20 protein-coding genes and 1 pseudogene are annotated in these 19843 nt (G+C 61.9%); 15 read left to right on the top strand and 6 right to left on the bottom strand.

Annotated features, from left to right (window positions below; all coding sequences use genetic code 11):
• Positions 1 to 57: 57 nt before the first annotated feature.
• Entirely contained in the window at positions 58 to 1065 is a 1008-nt protein-coding gene (locus DY201_RS26525; protein ID WP_115734292.1) for a BMP family lipoprotein, read from the bottom strand.
• Between the two features lie 244 nt (positions 1066 to 1309).
• Here DY201_RS26525 and DY201_RS26520 point away from each other — a divergent pair, with 244 nt between their 5' ends.
• Together DY201_RS26520 and DY201_RS26515 are read left to right on the top strand one after the other, a co-directional pair.
• Positions 1310 to 1894, top strand: coding sequence for an amino acid synthesis family protein (locus tag DY201_RS26520; RefSeq protein WP_115734291.1), 585 nt, complete (start codon positions 1310 to 1312; stop codon positions 1892 to 1894).
• Positions 1891 to 2475, top strand: coding sequence for an amino acid synthesis family protein (locus DY201_RS26515; RefSeq protein ID WP_115734290.1), 585 nt, complete (start codon positions 1891 to 1893; stop codon positions 2473 to 2475). The genes DY201_RS26520 and DY201_RS26515 overlap by 4 nt, the downstream gene beginning before the upstream one ends.
• 65 nt (positions 2476 to 2540) lie before the next feature.
• Here the strand turns inward: DY201_RS26515 and DY201_RS26510 are convergent, their stop codons facing one another.
• The 3 genes from DY201_RS26510 to DY201_RS26500 form a co-directional block, all read right to left on the bottom strand.
• Positions 2541 to 3743, bottom strand: a complete 1203-nt coding sequence (locus tag DY201_RS26510) for an amidohydrolase family protein (RefSeq protein WP_115734289.1) — start codon at positions 3741 to 3743, stop codon at positions 2541 to 2543.
• Positions 3744 to 3854: 111 nt separating this feature from the next.
• Positions 3855 to 4397 (bottom strand): MarR family winged helix-turn-helix transcriptional regulator, encoded by a 543-nt coding sequence (locus DY201_RS26505; RefSeq protein WP_245432180.1) that lies wholly within the window; start codon positions 4395 to 4397, stop codon positions 3855 to 3857.
• Positions 4398 to 4446: 49 nt separating this feature from the next.
• On the bottom strand, positions 4447 to 5091 hold the full coding sequence (locus DY201_RS26500) for a cysteine hydrolase family protein (RefSeq protein ID WP_115734288.1): 645 nt from the start codon (positions 5089 to 5091) through the stop codon (positions 4447 to 4449).
• Positions 5092 to 5351: 260 nt separating this feature from the next.
• Between DY201_RS26500 and DY201_RS26495 the strand changes: the two genes are divergently transcribed.
• Entirely contained in the window at positions 5352 to 6191 is an 840-nt protein-coding gene (locus tag DY201_RS26495) for an NAD-dependent epimerase/dehydratase family protein (RefSeq protein WP_115734287.1), read from the top strand.
• Positions 6192 to 6206: 15 nt separating this feature from the next.
• Positions 6207 to 7022: an SDR family NAD(P)-dependent oxidoreductase gene (locus DY201_RS26490; protein WP_115734286.1), complete on the top strand. Its 816-nt coding sequence runs from the start codon at positions 6207 to 6209 to the stop codon at positions 7020 to 7022.
• Positions 7023 to 7179: 157 nt separating this feature from the next.
• Here DY201_RS26490 and DY201_RS29660 read toward each other — a convergent pair.
• A pseudogene (locus DY201_RS29660) lies at positions 7180 to 7344 on the bottom strand (helix-turn-helix domain-containing protein); the annotation flags it as partial.
• A 346-nt stretch (positions 7345 to 7690) separates the two neighbouring features.
• Here DY201_RS29660 and DY201_RS26480 point away from each other — a divergent pair.
• The 7 genes from DY201_RS26480 to DY201_RS29895 all read left to right on the top strand — a co-directional run bounded on the left by DY201_RS26480 (position 7691) and on the right by DY201_RS29895 (position 13948).
• Positions 7691 to 10609: a monovalent cation/H+ antiporter subunit A gene (locus DY201_RS26480; RefSeq protein WP_115734285.1), complete on the top strand. Its 2919-nt coding sequence runs from the start codon at positions 7691 to 7693 to the stop codon at positions 10607 to 10609.
• Complete coding sequence (locus tag DY201_RS26475) at positions 10609 to 10947, top strand: Na+/H+ antiporter subunit C (RefSeq protein ID WP_115734284.1); 339 nt, start codon at positions 10609 to 10611, stop codon at positions 10945 to 10947. Before DY201_RS26480 ends, DY201_RS26475 begins: the two co-directional genes overlap by 1 nt.
• Positions 10947 to 12587, top strand: a complete 1641-nt coding sequence (locus DY201_RS26470) for a monovalent cation/H+ antiporter subunit D (RefSeq protein WP_115734283.1) — start codon at positions 10947 to 10949, stop codon at positions 12585 to 12587. Before DY201_RS26475 ends, DY201_RS26470 begins: the two co-directional genes overlap by 1 nt.
• The gene (locus DY201_RS26465; protein ID WP_115734282.1) at positions 12584 to 13066 is read left to right on the top strand and encodes a Na+/H+ antiporter subunit E; all 483 of its coding nucleotides are present in this window, start codon (positions 12584 to 12586) and stop codon (positions 13064 to 13066) included. The genes DY201_RS26470 and DY201_RS26465 overlap by 4 nt, the downstream gene beginning before the upstream one ends.
• The gene (locus DY201_RS26460) at positions 13063 to 13344 is read left to right on the top strand and encodes a K+/H+ antiporter subunit F (protein WP_115734281.1); all 282 of its coding nucleotides are present in this window, start codon (positions 13063 to 13065) and stop codon (positions 13342 to 13344) included. Before DY201_RS26465 ends, DY201_RS26460 begins: the two co-directional genes overlap by 4 nt.
• On the top strand, positions 13341 to 13697 hold the full coding sequence (gene mnhG / locus DY201_RS26455) for a monovalent cation/H(+) antiporter subunit G (protein WP_115734280.1): 357 nt from the start codon (positions 13341 to 13343) through the stop codon (positions 13695 to 13697). The genes DY201_RS26460 and mnhG overlap by 4 nt, the downstream gene beginning before the upstream one ends.
• A 98-nt stretch (positions 13698 to 13795) precedes the next feature.
• Positions 13796 to 13948, top strand: a complete 153-nt coding sequence (locus DY201_RS29895; protein ID WP_115734279.1) for a TetR family transcriptional regulator — start codon at positions 13796 to 13798, stop codon at positions 13946 to 13948.
• On the opposite strand, the gene DY201_RS26445 is transcribed toward DY201_RS29895, so the two are convergent.
• Positions 13906 to 14763 carry a LysR substrate-binding domain-containing protein gene (locus DY201_RS26445; protein WP_115734278.1) on the bottom strand — a complete coding sequence of 286 codons (858 nt, stop codon included), beginning with the start codon at positions 14761 to 14763 and terminating at the stop codon, positions 13906 to 13908. The genes DY201_RS29895 and DY201_RS26445 overlap by 43 nt on opposite strands.
• A gap of 117 nt (positions 14764 to 14880) precedes the next feature.
• Here DY201_RS26445 and DY201_RS26440 point away from each other — a divergent pair, with 117 nt between their 5' ends.
• The 4 genes from DY201_RS26440 to DY201_RS26425 all read left to right on the top strand — a co-directional run bounded on the left by DY201_RS26440 (position 14881) and on the right by DY201_RS26425 (position 19816).
• Positions 14881 to 15897 carry a zinc-dependent alcohol dehydrogenase family protein gene (locus DY201_RS26440; RefSeq protein WP_342635226.1) on the top strand — a complete coding sequence of 339 codons (1017 nt, stop codon included), beginning with the start codon at positions 14881 to 14883 and terminating at the stop codon, positions 15895 to 15897.
• Complete coding sequence (locus DY201_RS26435; RefSeq protein ID WP_115734277.1) at positions 15890 to 16687, top strand: 2-keto-4-pentenoate hydratase; 798 nt, start codon at positions 15890 to 15892, stop codon at positions 16685 to 16687. Before DY201_RS26440 ends, DY201_RS26435 begins: the two co-directional genes overlap by 8 nt.
• Positions 16688 to 16784: 97 nt before the next feature.
• Positions 16785 to 18428, top strand: a complete 1644-nt coding sequence (locus DY201_RS26430) for an ABC transporter substrate-binding protein (RefSeq protein WP_115734276.1) — start codon at positions 16785 to 16787, stop codon at positions 18426 to 18428.
• Between the two features lie 362 nt (positions 18429 to 18790).
• Positions 18791 to 19816 carry a LacI family DNA-binding transcriptional regulator gene (locus DY201_RS26425; protein ID WP_115734275.1) on the top strand — a complete coding sequence of 342 codons (1026 nt, stop codon included), beginning with the start codon at positions 18791 to 18793 and terminating at the stop codon, positions 19814 to 19816.
• Positions 19817 to 19843: the final 27 nt, after the last annotated feature.

The raw sequence follows: 19843 nt of genomic DNA, 5'->3' as shown, positions 1-19843 counted from the left end.
GTCCTGGACGAAATGATGCCGGAAGCCGGCAGAACCGACTTCCGTGCAGGCCGCGCCTTACTTGGCGCGGTCGACCTTGATCGAACCGTCGGCGATGCCCTTCTTGATTTCGTCGAGCTTGGCGGTCACGTCGGCCGGGATGGAGGGTGCGATGTCGTCGCAGACCTTCACTTCGACGCCACCCGAGGCCAGATCGAAGGTGTGGGTGCTGCCGGCGACCACCTTGTTGCCCTCGACCTCGTTCTTGATCAGGCTGTAGACGGCGACGTCGCCGCGCTTCAGCATCGAGGCAAGCACGTTGCCAGGGGCCGAGCTGCACATGTCGATGTCGACGCCGATCGAGTATTTGTCGGCCCCAGCGCTCGCCTGCATGACGCCTTCGCCCGTCGGGCCGGCGACGTTGTAGACGATGTCGGCGCCCTGGCCGTAGAGCGCCAGCGCCAGTTCGCTACCCTTGGCCGGATCGTCGAAGGTGCCGGCGAAGACCGAGTTCACTTTCACGTCAGGCGCGGCATATTTCGAGCCCTGCTCGTAACCGCCGAGGAAGTTGCGGATGACGGGGATGTCGCGGCCGCCGACAAAACCGATGGCCTTGCCATCGCCGATCTTGTCGAAGGCGCTGCCCTGGTTTTCGATCATGCCGGCAAGCGCGCCGGCGATGAACGAGCCCTGCTCCTCGGCGAAGTTGGCATAGATGATCTTCTTCGAATCGAGGACGCCGTCGATGAACACGAAACGCTGGTTCGGATAGGCCTCGCTGGCCTTGGTCAGCGCATCAACGAGTTCCCAGCCCATGACGAAGATCAGGTCGTACTGACCGTCCTTGGCGAGGTTGGCGAACTGCTCTTCATAGTCGAGTGCTCGGTTGCCGGTGTCGACCAGCTTCAGGTCGATGCCGAACTCGCCTTTTGCCTTGTTCAGGCCGTCGACGATCGAGATGCCGAAACCTTGCGCGAAATAACCTGAGATCGCCGCGACGGACACCTTGTCCTGGGCTGAGCCCGAGCCGATCGAGGCCGCAAGGGTCGCACCGGCGATAATGCATTTACGGAACATGTTCTTCATCTCAACTCCCCAAATTGAAGCTCTGGCACCAGCCGCCGGGTCCATCCTCGATGCCCAAAACTTGTTGGTGGTCATATGACTTTATGGGTGGTCCTACAAACTGTCAATCGGCCAGCGAACGCTCGAAGTCGCTGTGAACAATCGACGCGGCGGCGGTTTTACGCATCCGGCTTGACAAAAATGCCGGAAGGATAATTGTTGATACTCTAACAAGTTTTAGCCCGCCAGAAATGTGGAGCATCCGATGCCGGACGTAGTCGTCAGGAAGTTTATCGTGCAGGTCGAAGAGATTTTTCATGAGGGCGGGCCGGTCCGTACCCAGCCCGTCAAGCGCGGGACAGTCATGGCCGTCGTCGCCAATCCCTATGCCGGCAAGTATGTCGAGGACATCCAGCCCTTCATGGAGGACCTGAGGCCGCTCGGCCTCGAGATGGCCACCAAGCTGCTCGCTGCCCTCGGCGGAGATGCCGCAACCATCGAGGGCTACGGCAAGGGCGCAATCGTTGGCGGCGGCGGTGAGCTTGAGCATGGCGCGCTGTGGCATAACCCCGGCGGCTACGCGATGCGGGAGCTTCTGGGTGACGCCAAGGCCATCGTGCCGTCGAGCAAGAAGGTCGGCGGCCCCGGCGTGCGCATCGACATCCCGGTCACCCATGTCAACGCCTCCTACGTGCGGAGCCACTTTGATGCTATCGAAGTCGGCATCAACGACGCGCCGCGCAACAACGAACTGGTGCTCATCCTTGCGATGACCACCGGTTCGCGCGTGCATGCCCGAGTCGGCGGCCTGGACGCCAAGGACATCAAGGGCGAGGACGGCCTGCGATGAGCGTGGAAATACGGCGAATCATCACCATCGTCGAAGAGACGCGGACCGAGGGCGACAAGCCGGTCAGCCCTCCGACGCGCCGTGCCGCTGCGGTCGCTGTCATCCGCAATCCCTATGTCGGAACCTTCGTCGACGACCTCACAGCACTCAGCGACATCGGTGCCGAGCTAGGCGACATCCTGCCGCGCCGTGCTGTGGCTGCACTCGGCATTACGGGCGAGCAGGTCGAGAGCTTCGGCAAGGCAGCAGCCGTCGGCGCCGATGGCGAGTTGGAGCACGCAGCGGCGATCCTCCACCCCAAGCTCGGCGCCCCTTTCCGCGACATTCTCGGCAAGGGTGCGGCGCTGATCCCTTCGTCCAAGAAGCGTGGCGGCCTCGGCATTCCGCTCGACATTCCATTGGGCCACAAGGACGCGGCCAAGGTCCGCAGCCATTTCGACGGCATGGAAGTGCGCATTCCCGACGCACCGCGCGACGACGAGATCGTGGTGGCGATTGCCGTCACCGACTCGGGACGTCCCCACCCGCGCGTCGGCGGACTGACCAGAGACCAGATCGTGGGCAAGGACGGCGTAAACTGAAGTTTATCGCAACCCAAGAAAAAGGCGGCTCCAGGGCCGCCTTTTTCTTTGGGACCGTGCGTGGATCAGGTCGCCATGACCTCCGGCACCCGGATCGCCGGCGGCGTGTTGCGGCTGCGCGCCGTGCGCACGATACCGTCGACCATGATCATGCCGATGCCGGGCAGATTGCCAAGCGCCAGGCTGTCCAGGAAATCCTTGCCGATGCCGCCGGCGGCCTGATCCATGAACACCAGGTCGGCGGCCCGGCCGGCCTCGATGACGCCGCGGTCGTCGAGATTGCGCACGCGCGCCGTATTGCCGGTAGCGAAGCAGAAGGCGACTTCGGTCGGAACGTCGCCGAGCGAAGCGAGGTGGCAGATGGTCCTGAGGATGCCGAGCGGCTGCACACCGGAACCGGCCGGACCGTCGGTGCCGAGGATGACGCGGTCGAGGATGTTGCGCTCCTTGGCGATGCCGAGCACGAACAGGCCGGTGCGCAGATTGCCGTTGTGGACGATCTCGAGGGCGCGCGTGCTCTCCTCGCAGATGCGGCGGATTTCGTCGTCGGGCAGCGCCGTTGGGCCACCATTGATATGCGCCACCACGTCGGCGTCGACTTCGAGCACGACATCGGCGCCGATACGGCCCGAACCGGGGATCGACGGCCCGCCGGTGTGGGTCATCGAGGTCATGCCGTATTTGCGCGCCCATGCGATCATCTGGCGACCGGTAGGGCCGTCCTTGACGCCACCGAGGCCGACTTCGCCGATCAGCGTTACGCCGGCTTCTGCCAGTTCGCGAAAATCGTTCTCGGTCATGCCGGGTTCGAGTACTGGCGCCCCGGCGATGATTTTCATCCCGCTCGGGCGGAAATTGGCAAAGGTCCGCTGCGCAGCGATGCCCAGCGCCTTGACGCCGACGATGTCGCGCGGCCGCCCCGGATAATGCGCCTCGCCGGCTGAAATCATGGTGGTGACGCCGCCATGCAGCGTCGAATCGATCCAGCCAATCTGGTTCTGGCGCGGCGTCCAGTCGCCGGCAACCGGGTGAACGTGGTTGTCGATGAGGCCGGGCGTGACGACGCAGCCCTGCGCGTCGATGATGCGGGTTGCGCCGCCGTTATCGAGATCATCAGCCTTTCCGACCGCGGAGATGCGGCCATTGGCAACAATGATGGTGTCTGCATCGAGGATCGGCTGGGCAAGATCGCCGCTCAGCATCAGGCCAATATTGCGGATGACGAGCTTGTCAGTAGCGGCAGATTTGGTTTGCGGATCAGGCGACATCGATGGCGTTCCTTGCGTCTGTTTGGAGCATGAGGCGGTCGATCCGGCCCAGGGGCCGGCAATCGGTCGCATCGGAGAATGATCTGGTGCAAGAGGTGCTAGGTCAGCCTGTCATTTGCCTTCGGCGCTGCCCGGCTCGTCGCCGCTGATGCGCTGGAGCAGGCGCAGCAATGTCGCCTGCTCGGCGGGCGAAAGCGGCGAAAGCAGCTTCTGGCCGACTTCGACGCTGCGCTCCAGCCGGTCGAGCGTGTAGCGCGTGCCTTCTTCGGTCAGCGTGATTATCGACAGGCGCTGGTCGGTGTCGGAGGCACTGCGCTTGATCAGCCCTTGCTTCAAGAGCTTGCGTACCACCAGGCTGATTGTGGAGGGGTCCATCGCCGTAAGACGGCCGAGATGATTTTGCGAAACCTCGCCATGGCGCAAGGTAGTGGCGAGTGCCGCAAACTGTGTCGGCGACAGATCCTCGCCTGCCATCACCTGCTGGAAGCACAGCGTGGCGCGCTGATGGGCGCGGCGCACGACGTGGGCGGGATGAACGTCTAGGTCGTAGCCGGTCTTGGTATATCGGGTCATTATCTCTTCGCGGCTCAACGGAACGTCGCCCGCATCTGCCGTCTTGCGCTTGTATTTCTGGACTCCGTCGAGGGTTGTCACGGCGCTTCCAACTCCTGGCTTGAAACCTGAGACTTCGCCGACCGACGGACTATGCGGCGATATTTACGTTCTCAATGAATGCACCTTCGCGTAGCGCCCTCACCACGTTTTCGGCATCGCTGACGACGCCGAAATGGGTCGAGATGTCATAGAGCGTGCTTTCCTGCTCGCGAGGCCCGGTGGCAGCGCAGCAGTCCGCCGGTACCACAACCTCGTAGCCGTTGAAGAACGCGTCATGCACTGTCGAACGCACACAGATATTGGTGACCACGCCGAAGACGACGATCTGTTCGACCAACATATCCTTCAGCGTCATGTCGAGATCAGTCTGGAAGAATGACGAGTAGCGCCGCTTGATGACGTGGATCTCGTCGTTGCGAGCGCCAAGATCGTCGATGATCTCCGTACCCCAGGTGCCTTCAACGCAATGCGGCGCGCGTTTCAGCCATTCGCGGTCGCGGCGCATGTCGCGGCGATGCGCGTCATGGACCCAGACCACCGGTGCCCCGGCGGCGCGTGCTGCCTCGATAACGCTGAGCTGTGGGCCAACAAGCGCCTCGTATCCCGGCAGCACCATGGCACCGCCCGGCTTGCAGAAGTCGTTGATCATGTCGACGACGATGACCGCCACATGCGCCGGATCGATCTTGATCCCGGCGTCCTGGCGATGAGACGAAAAGCTGTCCAGTGGCATGACCCTACCTCCTCAGCGAATTGCCGATTGTTGGTGGTCATACAAAAAACCGTGACGACTTCCAAGTCAATCCTTGAGCTGCAGCTTGTCACAATATGGCGGACTCGGTTGCCTTGCCATCCGGCTTGTGGCCACGACAGACGCTTATCCACCACTGCAAGAAAGGCATTGACAAGCCGGCCGGTTTGCGGTGTCCGATTGTTTGACCATCAACGATATTTTGCTGTGTGGCCGCGCGTGATCGACAACAGGAGCCTGAGATGAAAATCGTCGTTACCGGATCGAGTGGCCTGCTTGGTCGCCATGTCGCCTCAGCCTGTGTGACCGCCGGCCATGACGTTCTCGGCATCGACGCTGTCGCTCCCGCCGAAGCCAATTGGGCTCATATCAGTGCCGATCTTGCCGATCTCGGACTGACGCTTCAGTTGATCCGCGAATGCGACGCCGTCGTCCATATCGCCGCAATCCCGCGCCCGCTCGGCAAGGCACCGGCAGAAGTGTTCAAGACCAATATGGCGATGGCTTACAATGTCGTTGAAGCTGCCGCGCTTTCGAAGGCAAGGCGCTTCATCTACGCCTCATCCTTTAGCGTGCTCGGCTATCCTTTCGCCGAAAACTTCGTCGATCCGGCCTATCTGCCGATCGACGAAAACCATCCGATCGGCGCGCAGGATGCTTATGGCCTATCGAAATGGCTCGGCGAAGAGATCGTCGAGGCTGCCGTGCGCCGGCGTACGTTTTCGGCAGTCAGCCTACGCATGCCATGGATCCAGACGCCGGAAAGCTTCTTCGACGCCGTTGGCCCGCGCCGCAATCTCGCCGAATCGGCGCGCGACCTGTGGAGCTATCTCGACGCGCGCGACGCTGCCGATGCATTCATCAAGGCACTGGCTTGGCAGGGCGAGGGCCATCTGCGCACCTTCCTCAGTGCTGCCGACACCTATTCGGAGGAGGCGACGGACGCTTTGGTCAAGCGCGCCTTCCCGGCATCGCCGCTGAAGCGGCCGCTTTCGGGCCATGATGCGGTCATCGACAATACCCATGCGCTGGAAACGCTTGGCTTTGCGCCGCGTCGTTCCTGGCGCGGCTACGGCAAGTAAAGACAGGAGGCGAAAATGATGCGTTTCGAAGGCAAGGTCGTTCTGGTCACCGGCGGTGGCGGCGCCATCGGCAGTGCGGCGGTGCGCCGTTTCATCGATGAGGGCGCACGTGTTTCGATCGTCGACCTTGATGCTGAACGTGCGACACATGTCGCTTCGGCATTCGGCGACAAGGCCATCGCCATCACAGCTGATGTTTCCGATGAGGCAGCGGCAAACGATGCCGTCGCCAGGACGGTAGAAGCCTTCGGCCGGCTCGATGCGGTGTTCAATAATGCCGGCATTTCCGGCAAGGTCGCGCTCGTCCACGAACTGCCCGTCGAGGACTGGGACCGCATCGTGCGCATCAATCTGCGCAGTATGTTCCTGGTGCTGCAGGCCTCGCTCAAGGTGATGATCTCCGCCGGCATCGAAGGTTCGATCGTCAACATGGGTTCGTCGATGGCCGGATGGGACGTGCTTTCGGGCGGCGCCGGTTACGCCTCGACCAAGCATGGGGTTGTCGGTCTCACCCGCGTCGCAGCCCTTGACGCCGCCGCCTACGGCATCCGCGTCAACGCCATCTGTCCCGGCGTCATTGAAACCACCCTTGGCGTACCGGCCAATGACCGCGCGGCCTATACAGCCGGAATCCGGCGCTTTGCCGACCGCATCCCGCTGCGCCGCATCGGCCAGCCCGAGGACGTCGCAGCAGCCGTCGCCTTTCTGGCATCGGACGAAGCGCGACACATCACTGGCGTCGACTGGCTCCTGGACGGCGGGCAGACCCTGCAGAGCTTTGCCAATGCACCGGATAACGGTGCTTACCCGCGTCACCGCACGCCAAACTGAACAAAGCGCTTCACGCATACTACAGGGCGCTTGCCTAGACCGGGGCAAGCGCCTTTCACCTTGGTGCCCGGCAAAGCTGTTGCCGGCAGGCGGCGATACCTCCAACGCAACTAGCATCGAAACAATCGAGGCAGCCAGATTGGAATGTCCGCTCGGGCGCAAAGTGCCGGAGTGCCGCGGCGCCGCCAGCCTGAAACGTCTTCAAAAGTCGCTGCACCTGGCGCGTCGTCAGTTAAGGGACATGCGCGGCCGAGACAGTCGTCATGCGCCGCTCAACAACCTTCGACAGCACCTCGATCCGTTGCAGCTCACGTTCGCTCATCACTATCAGTCACATTCCGCTGCCTCCCGCTCAACGAGCAGGGCGACATTCCTACTTTGCAGAATCAAGACATTTTAACTTTGCGCCAATACAAATTTGCCGCGTAACAGGAATTATGGAACCGCCCGCTTCCTGTTTGCGAGGCACATCCTTCGATCCGGGATGATGAGTTGCGTGCCGTCGATCGCCCTTTGATCCTCGTGTTCTCAGTCGCTTCCGAGAGCCATTTCGTGCTGCTCAGGCAAAGAGATGTCGAACAATGCCTTGTCCGAAGAGGCAAAAAGTCAACAATGATGGGCGAGATGAGGTAATACTTTCCTGGAATCAAAATGAGTGCACGCGACGAATGACGGACGGAACATCGTTGATTTGGATGATCGTCTTGCCTTTCGTTGGCAGTGCCATTGCCGCCCTCCTGCCTGCCAATGCCCGCAATGCCGAAGCTTGGCTCGCCGGCCTCGTCACACTCGCAGTGCTTGGCATGGCGTCGGCGAGCTATCCAGTGGTCGCAGCCAGCGGCGCGATCCGCCACACCATCGAATGGGTGCCTTCGCTCGGGCTCAACCTGTCGCTGAGGATGGACGGCTTTGCCTGGCTGTTCGTAATGATGATCAGCGGCATCGGCTTCCTGGTGGTGCTGTATGCCCGCTACTACATGTCGCCGGACGATCCGGTTCCACGGTTCTTCTCGTTCTTCCTGGCCTTCATGGGTGCGATGCTTGGCATCGTGCTGTCAGGCAACCTGATCCTGCTTGTCGTGTTCTGGGAACTGACCAGCGTCTTCTCCTTCCTGCTGATCGGTTATTGGCACCATAACGCCAATGCGCGCGACGGCGCCCGCATGGCCCTGACCATCACCGGCATCGGCGGACTTGGGCTGCTCGCCGGCATGCTGCTGCTCGGCCACATCGTTGGCAGCTACGATCTCGACCGCGTGCTTGCCTCGGGCGACGTGATCCGCTCGCATGATCTCTATGTTCCGGCGCTGTTGTTGATCCTGCTCGGGACGCTGACCAAGAGCGCTCAGTTTCCCTTCCATTTCTGGCTGCCCAACGCGATGGCTGCCCCAACGCCGGTATCGGCCTACCTGCATTCCGCAACGATGGTAAAGGCCGGGGTCTTCCTGATGGCGCGGCTGTGGCCGGTTCTGGCAGGCTCGACCGAATGGTTCTGGATTCTCGGGTTCTGCGGGATGATGTCGCTTGCGCTTGGCGCCTATTTCGCGATCTTCCAGCAGGACATCAAGGGCCTGCTCGCCTACTCGACGATCAGCCATCTCGGCCTGATCACGCTGCTGCTCAGCCTGGGCAGCCCGCTCGGCGCGGTGGCGGCGATCTTCCACATGGTCAATCACGCGACCTTCAAGGCGTCGCTGTTCATGGCGGCAGGCATTATCGACCATGAGACAGGTACGCGCGACATTCGCCGGCTGAGCGGGCTGTTCAGGTTCATGCCGATCACGGCCACACTGGCGATGGTGGCCAGCGGCGCCATGGCAGGCGTGCCGCTGCTCAACGGCTTCCTGTCCAAGGAGATGTTCTTCGCCGAGGCGATCGAGACGCATGCGATCTCGGTGCTCGATACCGCAGCCCCCTATGTCGCGGTGCTGGCGAGCGCCTTTGCTGTGACCTATTCGATCCGCTTCATCCATGGCGTGTTCTTCGGGCCGCTGCCGACAGACCTTGCACGCGTGCCCCATGAACCGCCTTTCCTGATGCGGTTCCCGATCATGCTTCTGGTGTTGGCCTGCATTCTGGTCGGAACGATCCCCGGCATGACCATCGGACCGTTCCTGCACACCGCCGTCAGCTCGGTGCTCGGCTCGGAAACGCCGCAGTACAGCCTTTCGGTCTGGCACGGTTTTAACCTGCCCCTGATGATGAGCACCATCGCGCTTGTCGCCGGCGGCATCCTGTATCTCTGCCTGAAGAACTATCTCGCCACTTGCGAGGAGGGTCCGCCGATCTTCCGTCGCCTGAAAGGCCAGCGCGTCTTCGAGCGGGCGATGGTCACCGTGTCGTGGCGCTGGGCGCGTTTCGTCGAATTTCGCCTTGGAGCGCGCCGGCTGCAGCCGCAGCTGCGGCTGCTCGTCTTCGTCGCCTTCGCCGCAGCGTTCTGGCCGCTCTACAGCCTAGGCTTCGGAGTGGGTCGCCTCAGCTTGCTCGGCGCCGATCCGGCCTTCGCCGGGGTCTGGGTTCTGGGCATGCTCTGCGCCATCGGTGCGGCCTATCAGGCGAAGTTCCACCGCCTCGCCGCCCTCGTCTTGCTGTCGGGGGCGGGGCTCGTCACCTGCATCACCTTCGTCTGGCTGTCCGCGCCCGACCTTGCGGTTACCCAGTTGCTGGTCGAGATCGTGACAACGGTTCTCATATTGTTGGGCCTGCGCTGGCTGCCCAAGCGCGTCGAGGACGCAGATGCATTGGCCGCGGCAAGCAGGGGCGCGCGCTTGCGCCGCCTTCGCGATCTTGCGCTTGCGGTAGCCGCCGGGCTTGGCGTGACCGTCATAGCCTATGCAGTGATGAGCCGCACGCCACCAGCGACGATCGCCGACTACTTCCTCGAGAAGGCATACAGCGAAGGCGGCGGACGCAATGTCGTCAACGTCATCCTGGTCGACTTCCGTGGCTTTGATACCTTCGGAGAGATCACCGTACTCGGCATCGTGGCGTTGACCGTGTTTGCCTTGCTGCGGCGCTTCAGGCCAGCGTCCGACAACGTCGGCTCGCCCGAACAGCAACGCATCCAGACGGCCTTCGACGAAGCCCAGCCGGATCGCCAGGTGGGAGACACGGCCAGCGACTGGCTGATGATCCCCGCCGTCATCATGCAATGGCTGTTTCCGGTCATCATCGTGTTCGCCGCCTATCTGTTCCTGCGCGGGCACGACCTGCCGGGCGGCGGCTTTGCCGCCGGCATCGCCATGGCCGCCGCCTTCATCCTGCAATATATGGCGGCGGGTACCAGATGGGTCGAGGATCGGCTCAAGGTGCTGCCTGTCAGGTGGATTGGCGCCGGCCTGCTGATGGCCGCGATCACAGGCGCGGGTTCGTGGCTGTTCGGCTATCCGTTCCTGACGTCGCATTCGCGCTATGTCGACCTGCCGCTGATCGGCGAGGTGCCGTTGGCCAGCGCCCTGTTCTTCGATCTCGGCGTCTTCTCGCTGGTCGTCGGCGCGACGGTGCTGATGCTGATCGCCCTTGCCCACCAGTCGATCCGGCGCCATCGCGTCCGCACCGCCTCAGCCGTAGTCGAGGAGAAAGCCTGATGGAACTGATCCTCGCCATCGGCATCGGCGTGTTTGTCGGTTCGGGCGTCTGGCTATTGCTGCGGCCGCGCACCTATCAGGTCATCATCGGCCTTTCGCTGATCGGCTATGGCGTCAACCTGTTCATCTTCTCGATGGGCAGGCTGCAGAGCAATGCGGCACCGGTGCTGGCGTCCGGGACGATCGACCCCGCCGACTATACCGATCCTATACCCCAGGCGCTGGTGCTGACCGCCATCGTCATCGGCTTCGCCACCACGGCGCTGTTCCTGGTTTTGCTGCTGGTGTCTCGCGGCCTCACCGGCAGCGACCATGTCGATGGCCGGGAGCCCCAGTGATGACGTGGGCGAACCATCTTCTTATCGCCCCGGTTCTGCTGCCGCTGGTCACAGGCGCATTGCTTTTGCTCTTCGACGAGCGCCGCCATTCCTTCAAGGCGCTGGTCAGCCTGTTTTCGACGCTGACCTTGCTCGCGATCTCCATCGCATTGATGGCCTATGCCGACGTTGCGCCAGATCAGGGCGCCGCAACCAAGGTCTACCTCCTCGGCAACTGGGCCGCCCCGTTTGGCATCGTGCTCGTACTCGACCGTCTGTCGGCGCTGATGCTGGTGCTGACTTCGGTGCTGGCGATTGCGGCGCTGACCTTCTCGCTGGCACGCTGGCACAAGGGCGGCCCGCATTTCCACACCCTGTTCCAGTTCCTGCTGATGGGGCTCAACGGTGCATTCCTGACCGGCGACCTGTTCAACCTGTTCGTCTTCTTCGAGGTTTTCCTGGCTGCCTCCTATGGCCTTGCCCTGCATGGTTCGGGCACACAGCGGGTCAAGGCGGGTCTGCATTATGTGGTCATCAATCTCGCCGGCGCGTCGCTGTTCCTGATCGGCGTCAGCCTGATCTACGGCGTCACCGGCACGTTGAACATGGCCGACCTCGCACTGCGGATTCCTCTCGTCGACGCCGACAACCGCATGCTGCTGGAGGCGGGCGCGGCCATTCTCGGCATCGCCTTCCTGATCAAGGCTGGCATGTGGCCACTCGGCTTCTGGCTGCCCACCACCTACAGCGCCGCGGCGGCGCCGGTGGCGGCGATCTTCGCCATGCTGAGCAAGGTCGGCATCTACATCCTGCTGCGCCTGTCACTGCTGCTGTTCGGGGCCGACGCCGGCCCCACCGCAGGCTTCGGCGAGCCCTGGCTGCTTTACGGCGGCATGGCGACGATCGCCTTCGGCGCGATCGGCGTCCTCGCCTCACAGGCCATGGGACGGCTGGCCGGCTCCTATGTGCTCGTCTCCTCTGGCACGCTGCTTGCGGCGATCGGCATGGCCAATGTCTCGGTCACCTCGGGCGCGCTGTTTTATCTGGTCAGCTCGACGCTGACGATATCGGCCTTCTTTCTGCTCATTGAACTGGTCGAACGGGCCCAGGACCCCGCCGCGCACGTTCTCGCCGTCACCATGGAAGTCTATGGCGACGACCTCGACGAGGAAGAGGTGGAAGCGGAGGTCGGGGTTGCCATTCCGGCGACGTTGGTCATCCTCGGCATCTGCTTCACAGCCTGTGCTGTGCTGCTTGCCGGTATGCCGCCACTGTCTGGTTTTGTCGCCAAATTCGCCATCCTGACGGCCCTGCTCAACCCGCAAGGATTGGGCGTCAGCGAAGGCACGATCTCGATTGCCGCCTGGTGCCTGGTCACGCTGCTGATATTTTCGGGTCTCGCCGCCATGATCGCCATGACACGCGCCGGCATCCGCACCTTCTGGGCTCCAATAGAAGGTACGGTGCCGCGCGTGCTGGTCATGGAGTTTGCACCCGTCGCCTTCCTGCTTGTGTTGTGCGTCGGCCTGACCATCCAGGGCGGCAAGGTGATGGCCTATATGGACGCAACCGCCCAGTCGCTGCACGACCCGCAGAACTACATCGCCGACGTGATGTCGGCGCAGCGCCTGCCAGGCTTCAAGTCGTCGGAGGCCAGATGAGGCGCCTTCTGCCCTACCCTCTCCTGACCGCCTCACTAGTGGTCATGTGGCTGCTGCTCAACCGGTTCTCGCTCGGCCATCTGGTCCTTGGCAGCATCATCGCGCTCGTCGCGTCGCGGGCGATGGCGGCGCTGCAGCCGGCCAAGCCGCAAATCAGGCGATGGGACAAGATCCCTCTGTTGGTCTGGCTGGTGTTCGTCGACATCTGCCGCTCCAACATCGCGGTCGCCAGGATTGTCCTGTCGCGGGGGCGGCGGCAGAACTCCGGCTTTGTCAGCATTCCGCTCGATCTGCGCGACCGTACCGGCCTGGCCGTGCTCGCCTGCATTGTCACCAGCACGCCCGGCACCGCCTGGCTCGAATACAACTCGACCAGCGGCCACGTCTTGATCCATGTGCTCGATCTGGTCGACGACCGGGCATGGATCGACACGATCAAGCACCGTTACGAGCACTTGCTGATGGAGATTTTCGAATGAGCGGCGTCATTCTCATCCTGGCCATCACGCTTTCCCAGATGATGCTCGTCGCAGCAATGGCCTGTGCCGGGTGGCGGCTGGTACGCGGACCTCGCGCCCAGGACCGCGTGCTGGGGCTCGACGCACTTTATGTGGCGGCGATGCTGTTGTTGCTGGTGTTTGGAATTCGCACAGGCTCGACGACCTATTTCGAGGCTGCGTTGGTGATCGCCCTGTTGGGGTTCGTCTCGACAGTGGCGCTGGCGAAGTTCCTCATGCGCGGCGAGGTGATCGAATGAGCCACATTGCCGACCTTCCTGTTTGGGCAGCCTTGCTCGTCGCATTCTTTCTGGTGCTGGGGTCTGGGCTTACCCTGTTGGGGGCCATAGGGCTGGTCCGGTTCGAGACCTTCTATGCGCGTGTCCATGCGCCAACCCTCGGTACGACCTGGGGCGCCGGCGCGATCTTGATCGCCTCGATCGTCTGTTTTTCGGTACTGCAATCCCGACCCGTTCTGCACGAGGTTCTGATAACGATCTTCGTCGTGGTGACCACACCCGTCACCTTGATGCTTCTGGCACGCGCTGCGCTTTATCGCGATCGCACTGCAAATGAACCGGGCATTCCACGAGACGATCAAATCGAGAGCTAGCAGAACCGCCCTGCCGGGGCGCGGGCGGCCATCGCCGCTTCCAAGCACGTTACGCTCGAGGCGAGACCGCGTAGCCGCACTCGGTCCGGCTGGGCCAGATGACCCGGCCGCCGGCCGAACGGGCTGGTGTCAGCGTCGGTTCTCTCTACCAGTATTTCCCCAACAAGGCGCTGCGTGCAGGATCAATAGCAGACGTTCAGGTCCCTTATCAGTGGGCAAGATTGTCGGTGAGAAACGAGAGGAGAGGTTGAACGATCCGCGCTTCGCTCTTTTCTTCTCCGATAACGACGATCTCGGTCATGGGAAGTGCAGGCCACTGATCCGACGGGCGGATAACCTGCATACCTTCCTGCACAAACGACCTACCGAGCACAGTCACCCCGAACCCGCCTGCGACGGCCGCACACGCGCCGGCCAGGCTGTTGGTGGTACAGGCTACATACCAATCGCGCCGAACCGAATCGAGCGCCTTGATGGCCACGCCGCGATATGTGCAGGGGGCTGGCAAGAGAACCAGCGGCACCGCTTCTCCTCGATCGCGATCAAACTGCTTGGACGAGATCCACATCAACGGTTCGCGCCAGATGACCCTGCCGCGCTGCGCGCGTCCGTCCTTTTTTGCGATCACGATGTCGAGCCGGTCCTCGTCATAGGCCGCCAAGAGGTTGCAGCTTAGGCCCGTCATCAGTTCGAGCCGTACTGCCGGACACAAGCTCGTAAACTTCGACAGCAATGCGGGCAGATGGTGAGGCACGAAATCTTCCGAAATGCCTATGCGCAACAGTTCGGCATCCGAAGTGTCGACGAGCGTACGAACCGCCAGATCATTGAATTCGAGTATGCGCCTGGCAGCGGAGAGAAGCCGCTCTCCCTCGCCGGTGAGGACGAGGGAACGGCTGGTCCGCCGGAAAAGCGGGCGCCCCAGCAGATCTTCGAGCCGGATGATCTTTTGGCTGACGGCAGACTGCGAACGTCCGACAACGTCGGCAGCCGCAGTGAAACTGCCCGTTTCGGCGACCGTCGTGAACGCGCGGAGCAAATCGATTTCTAGATCGGGATATCTCATTGCGGCCCCTGTCGTCGTCCAGGCGTCACCATAAGCCAGAAGCGTTCCAGATCGATAGCATTAGATTTATGCGTTTCCTCTGAGGCGGCGCTGCCGGCAAAGTGCCCAATAGACGAAATGTGTTGGGATTGGTGGATGCGTGCCATGGTCGTGGGGGCTTTCGGAGGCCCGGAGAATTTCAATCTAGCCGAGCTAGCGACGCCTCGGCCAGGCCCGGGAGAGGTGTTGGTGAGGTTGCAGGCCGCGTCCGTCAACCCAGTCGATGTCCGTATCCTGAGAGGGCTCCCGATCGGGCCTGTCTTGCCTGCCGTACTGGGCGCCGATCTTGCCGGGACAGTGGAAGCCATTGGCGAAGGCGTTTCGGACCTGGCACCAGGAGATCTGGTCTATGGCTGCGCAGGTGGCGTCAAAGGGCTTGGCGGGACTTTCGCCGACTACATTGCCGCCGATGCTCGCCTGCTCGCGCCGAAGCCACGCAACCTTTCGATGCTTGAGGCAGCGGCGCTGCCATTGGTTTCGATTACGGCGTGGAACTGCATGACGCGAGCAGCCGTTGGCGCATCCGATCATGTGTTGGTCCATGGCGGCTGCGGTGGTGTTGGTCACATCGCCATCCAGCTGGCGAAAGCACGTGGGGCGCGTGTCGCAGCCACCGTCTCGTCGATGGAAAAGGCAGCACTTGCCCGCGAACTGGGTGCCGACGACACGATACTCTACCTGCGGGAGACGGTTTCCGACTATGTCGGCAGACTGACTGGCGGCCATGGGTTCGACGTCGTCATCGATACGGTCGGCGGCGAATGTCTCGACCGTTCGCTGCAGGCGGCTGCACCGCACGGCCGTGTTGTCGCCACTGCAGCGCGAAGTACCCACGATCTGTCGCCGATGCATGCCAAGGCGCTGTCTCTCCACGTCGTTTTCATGTTGATCCCGCTGCTTTCGGGCATCGGCAGGGAGCAGCATGGCCGGATCCTCGTCGAACTGGCTGGCCTCGTCGAAAGTGGCAAGGTTCGGCCACTGCTCGACCCTGGACACTTCACTCTGGACATGCTGCCCGACGCGTTCCGCCGTCTCGAAAGTGGGCAGGCGGTTGGCAAGGTCGTTATCGATACAGCTGGGGGCTCCCATGCGTGAAACACCCGGGACCTCGAAACGCCTCGACATGCGCGAGGCGGCAGAGGCAATCCTGAGAGCCGAACGCAGTGCGACGAGCATGCCTCCGCTGAGCGGCGAACATCCTGATCTGACGCTCGATGAAGCATATGGCATCCAGAACCTGTTGAACGACATGCGCCAAAAGCAGGGGCTGCGCTTCGCTGGCTACAAGATCGGCCTGACCTGGCTGTCCACCCAGATAGCCTGCGATCTGACCGAGCCGATCCGCGGAAGGATCCTGAGCGATGCCGTCTTCGACAGCGGCTCCAGGATTCCAGCTGCACGGTTCGTGAAGCCGCATATCGAGGTCGAACTGGCCTTTGTCATGGGACGCGACCTCGATAGGCCAGGCGCAACGATAGAAGAGGTGCTGCAGGCAACGGACACCATCGTCCCTGCCCTCGAGCTCGTCGACCATCGAATGGCTCCGCCGCGAATTGTTGCCGACACGGTTGCCGACAACTCGGCCTTCGCCGCCATAGTCCTTTCTGAACGGCGCTTTCGCCCAGAGGACATTGACGTTCGTTGGGTCGGCGCCACCCTGTCGCGCAATGGCATCGTCGAAGAGACGGGCGTTTCGGCAGTCGGCATGGGCCACCCGGCCGCCTGTGTCGCCTGGCTGGCAAACGCGCTTGTCGAGACTGGAGAGCGTCTTCGCAAAGGAGACATCGTCATGTCCGGGGCCTTCGCAAGAGCCGTCGCGGTGGTGGTCGGCGACCAGATCGAGGCAGATTTTGGTCCATTCGGAAGCGTCAGGGCATCGTTCTGAAGCAAGTCCGTTTTCGGCTCGGGCGGCCCACTCAATAGCCGACTTTCACCCGTCGCCACGATTTCGTGGCACCGACATTCCCAGCGAGGAGCACGCAATGAACAATCGCAACCATGATGAAAAGCCGATACCGCCGGCGGTCGCGCAGATGGCGCGGATGGCCAAGGCCGGTCGAATGGATAGGCGCGAGTTTCTGACCATCGCCAGCACCATGGGACTGAGCGCAGCGACCGCCTATGCCCTCGCCGGACTGGCGATGCCTGTGGCTGCGCTGGCGGCGACCCCGCAAAAAGGCGGCGTGCTCAGGGTTGCAATGCCCGTCAAGGAACTGAAGGACCCGCGCACGTTCGACTGGGGCGAGATGGGCAATCTGGGCCGGCAGTTTCTCGAGCCCTTTGTCAAATACACCGCCAACTACACGTTCGAGCCCATGTTGCTCGAAAGCTGGGACGTCAACGACGATGCGACGCAGTATGTGCTGCACCTGCGCAAAGGCGTGAAGTGGAACAACGGCGACGACTTCACGGCGGAGGATGCGATATTCAACATCATCCGCTGGTGTGACAAGAAGACCCCGGGCAATTCCATGGCCGGGCGCATGGCCGCGCTTGTCGATCCCGCAACCGGCAAGGCGCGAGCGGACGCCATCGCCAAGGTTGACGATCATACCGTCAAGCTGTCCTTGTCGAAATCGGACATCTCGCTGATTGCGAACTTTGCCGATTTCCCGGCGCTCATCGTCCACCGCAGTTACGAGCAAACGGGTTCCGAGCTGGTGCAGCACCCGATTGGGACAGGACCGTTCGAACTCGTCTCCTTCGAAACATCGGTGCGCGCCGTCTACAAACGCCGCGATGGCTGGTGGGGCGGCGAGACCTACCTCGACGGCGTCGAGTTCATTGACTACGGCACCGATCCCAATGCACTCGCCAGCGCATTCGAGGCGGGCGAAGTCGACGCCAACTTCGAAACCACTGGCGATCAGATTCAAGTGCTGGACTCAATGGGCCTCTCACGCAGCGAGGCCCAGACCGCTGCGACCGCTGTTGCCCGCTTCAACGTGACCAACAAGCCCTATGACGATCAGCGCGTGCGCAACGCAATGCAACTCGCCGTCGACAATGCTGCGGTCCTTGAGCTTGGATATAGCGGCCGCGGCAATGTCGCCGAAAACCATCATGTCTGTCCAATTCACCCCGAGTATTTCCCGTTGCCGAAGCTGGAGCGGAATCTCGAAAAGGCAGCAGCCCTGATGAAGGAAGCTGGCGTGGTGGATTTCGAACATGAGCTCATCAGCAGCGACGACGACTGGCATCGGGGAACGGCAGACGCGATTGCGGGTCAACTCCGAGAAGCAGGCTTCAAGATCAAGCGCACCGTGTTGCCCAGTTCCACATTCTGGAATGACTGGACAAAATATCCGTTTTCGCTGACCGGGTGGACGATGCGGCCGTTGGGCGTCCAGATCCTGGCGCTCGCTTATCGCAGCGGCGAAGCCTGGAACGAAACCGGGTTTGCCAACGAGGAGTTCGATACAAAACTCAACGAGGCACTCTCGATCTCCGATGTCGAAAAGCGGCGTAGCGCCATGGAAGACATTGAAAAGATCCTTCAGGGGTCCGGGGTGATCATCCAGCCCTACTGGCGCAAGGTCTTTGCCCACTTCGTTCCAAAGGTCAAAGACCATCACGCCCATCCTCTCCTTCAGATTCAGCTTGAAAAGGTGTGGCTGGAATCTTGAAGGATTGACCGATCTTGAGGGATGGGCGTGGCAACCATGCCCTCCCCTCCTGGCGGCATGAATTCCGATTGCCAGAAGAAATCCACGCATGCCCTTGAGTCGATAAGATCGGCGCAAGCAATACATACAGCGCAGGTCGATCTCGCTTTGGTATCCCGCTATCTGTTCCGGTCCCAAAGCGTGACGACGGCCAAGGAATGAGATCCGTCGGCTCAGTGCTAGGTTCCAACGTGTGCGGCCGTGCCGTGCTCCCAATCGTTCGACACTCATATCTCAGGCCTCTTGACAGCGGGTGCGAGTCTGCGGCTTTATTGTAAAGCGGTTTAGTAAAGCGATTTACAACGCGCAGGGAGGAAGTGCGGTTGGCCAGGGAGAAGGTGACAAGCCTCAAGGATGTCGCGGGCGTTGCGGGTGTGTCCGTAACCACGGTTTCGCGACTCCTGAACGGCTCGCTCGAATTGCCGCACGAAACCAGGACGCGCATCGAACAAGCGATCCGCGACCTCAACTACCAGCCGAACCCCCATGCCCGGCGCCTGAGCCGGGGCCGCTCCGACACGATCGGTCTTGTCGTCCCCGATATTGCGAACCCCTTTTTCGCAACACTCGTTGCAGCGGTGGAAGAAGAGGCGGACAGCCGCGGGCTTGCGGTTTCCCTCTATGCGACGCTCAATCGACCCGGCCGTGAAATCGCCTACCTGCAGCTGATCGACCGCAATCATGTCGATGGCTTGATTTTTGTCACCAACCATCCCGATGACGGGCAACTGGCATCGCTGATCAACCGCAGCGGAAAGGTCGTCGTCGTCGACGAAGACGTTCCCGGTGCGCGCGCGCCAAAGCTGTTCTGCGACAACCGGCAGGGCGGATACCTGGCCGGCAAGCATCTCGTCGAGCATGGCCACCGCGATGTGTTGTTCATCGGTGGACCAGACGAGATGATCAGCTCCCGTCGCCGCTTCAGTGGCCTCGAGCATGCGGTGCGCGAAGGTTTCGACGCCGATGCCCGGCTGATCAAATATGCCGGTGACTACACCGTCGGCTTCGGCCGGGAGGCGGCGAAGCGCTTCATCGCCGATGTCAAGCCGGCGACGGCGATCTTTGCCAGTTCCGACGAAATCGTCATCGGTCTCATGGAGGTTTTCCGCTCCGAAGGCGTCTCAATCCCCGAGGACGTCTCGGTTCTTGGCTTTGACGATGTCGGACCGCTGCATCTCTTTGCTCCATCCATGACTGCAATACGGCAGCCGGTTCGAGCCATCGGCCAGCGCGCGGTATCGCTGCTTCTCGAAACAAACTGGCAGGAAACTGATGCGTCCTCGCGCGAGGAACTGCTGCCGGTCGAAATCATCGTGCGGAAATCCGTTGCTCCGCCGGCGAAACGATAATCACGCAATGGAAAACCCTCAGAGGAA

It is taken from the genome of Aminobacter aminovorans, from assembly GCF_900445235.1.
GTDB lineage: Bacteria > Pseudomonadota > Alphaproteobacteria > Rhizobiales > Rhizobiaceae > Aminobacter > Aminobacter aminovorans.
This window is presented reverse-complemented; position numbering and strand designations above follow the sequence as displayed.

Excerpts from the sequence above, each read along its gene's own strand:
- DY201_RS26525 (WP_115734292.1), bottom strand. The coding sequence starts at position 1,065 with ATGAAGAACATGTTCCGTAAATGCATTATCGCCGGTGCGACCCTTGCG.
- DY201_RS26520 (WP_115734291.1), top strand. The coding sequence starts at position 1,310 with ATGCCGGACGTAGTCGTCAGGAAGTTTATCGTGCAGGTCGAAGAGATT.
- DY201_RS26515 (WP_115734290.1), top strand. The coding sequence starts at position 1,891 with ATGAGCGTGGAAATACGGCGAATCATCACCATCGTCGAAGAGACGCGG.
- DY201_RS26510 (WP_115734289.1), bottom strand. The coding sequence starts at position 3,743 with ATGTCGCCTGATCCGCAAACCAAATCTGCCGCTACTGACAAGCTCGTC.
- DY201_RS26500 (WP_115734288.1), bottom strand. The coding sequence starts at position 5,091 with ATGCCACTGGACAGCTTTTCGTCTCATCGCCAGGACGCCGGGATCAAG.
- DY201_RS26495 (WP_115734287.1), top strand. The coding sequence starts at position 5,352 with ATGAAAATCGTCGTTACCGGATCGAGTGGCCTGCTTGGTCGCCATGTC.
- DY201_RS26490 (WP_115734286.1), top strand. The coding sequence starts at position 6,207 with ATGATGCGTTTCGAAGGCAAGGTCGTTCTGGTCACCGGCGGTGGCGGC.
- DY201_RS26480 (WP_115734285.1), top strand. The coding sequence starts at position 7,691 with ATGACGGACGGAACATCGTTGATTTGGATGATCGTCTTGCCTTTCGTT.
- DY201_RS26475 (WP_115734284.1), top strand. The coding sequence starts at position 10,609 with ATGGAACTGATCCTCGCCATCGGCATCGGCGTGTTTGTCGGTTCGGGC.
- DY201_RS26470 (WP_115734283.1), top strand. The coding sequence starts at position 10,947 with ATGACGTGGGCGAACCATCTTCTTATCGCCCCGGTTCTGCTGCCGCTG.
- DY201_RS26465 (WP_115734282.1), top strand. The coding sequence starts at position 12,584 with ATGAGGCGCCTTCTGCCCTACCCTCTCCTGACCGCCTCACTAGTGGTC.
- DY201_RS26460 (WP_115734281.1), top strand. The coding sequence starts at position 13,063 with ATGAGCGGCGTCATTCTCATCCTGGCCATCACGCTTTCCCAGATGATG.
- mnhG (WP_115734280.1), top strand. The coding sequence starts at position 13,341 with ATGAGCCACATTGCCGACCTTCCTGTTTGGGCAGCCTTGCTCGTCGCA.
- DY201_RS29895 (WP_115734279.1), top strand. The coding sequence starts at position 13,796 with ATGACCCGGCCGCCGGCCGAACGGGCTGGTGTCAGCGTCGGTTCTCTC.
- DY201_RS26445 (WP_115734278.1), bottom strand. The coding sequence starts at position 14,763 with ATGAGATATCCCGATCTAGAAATCGATTTGCTCCGCGCGTTCACGACG.
- DY201_RS26440 (WP_342635226.1), top strand. The coding sequence starts at position 14,881 with ATGTGTTGGGATTGGTGGATGCGTGCCATGGTCGTGGGGGCTTTCGGA.
- DY201_RS26435 (WP_115734277.1), top strand. The coding sequence starts at position 15,890 with ATGCGTGAAACACCCGGGACCTCGAAACGCCTCGACATGCGCGAGGCG.
- DY201_RS26430 (WP_115734276.1), top strand. The coding sequence starts at position 16,785 with ATGAACAATCGCAACCATGATGAAAAGCCGATACCGCCGGCGGTCGCG.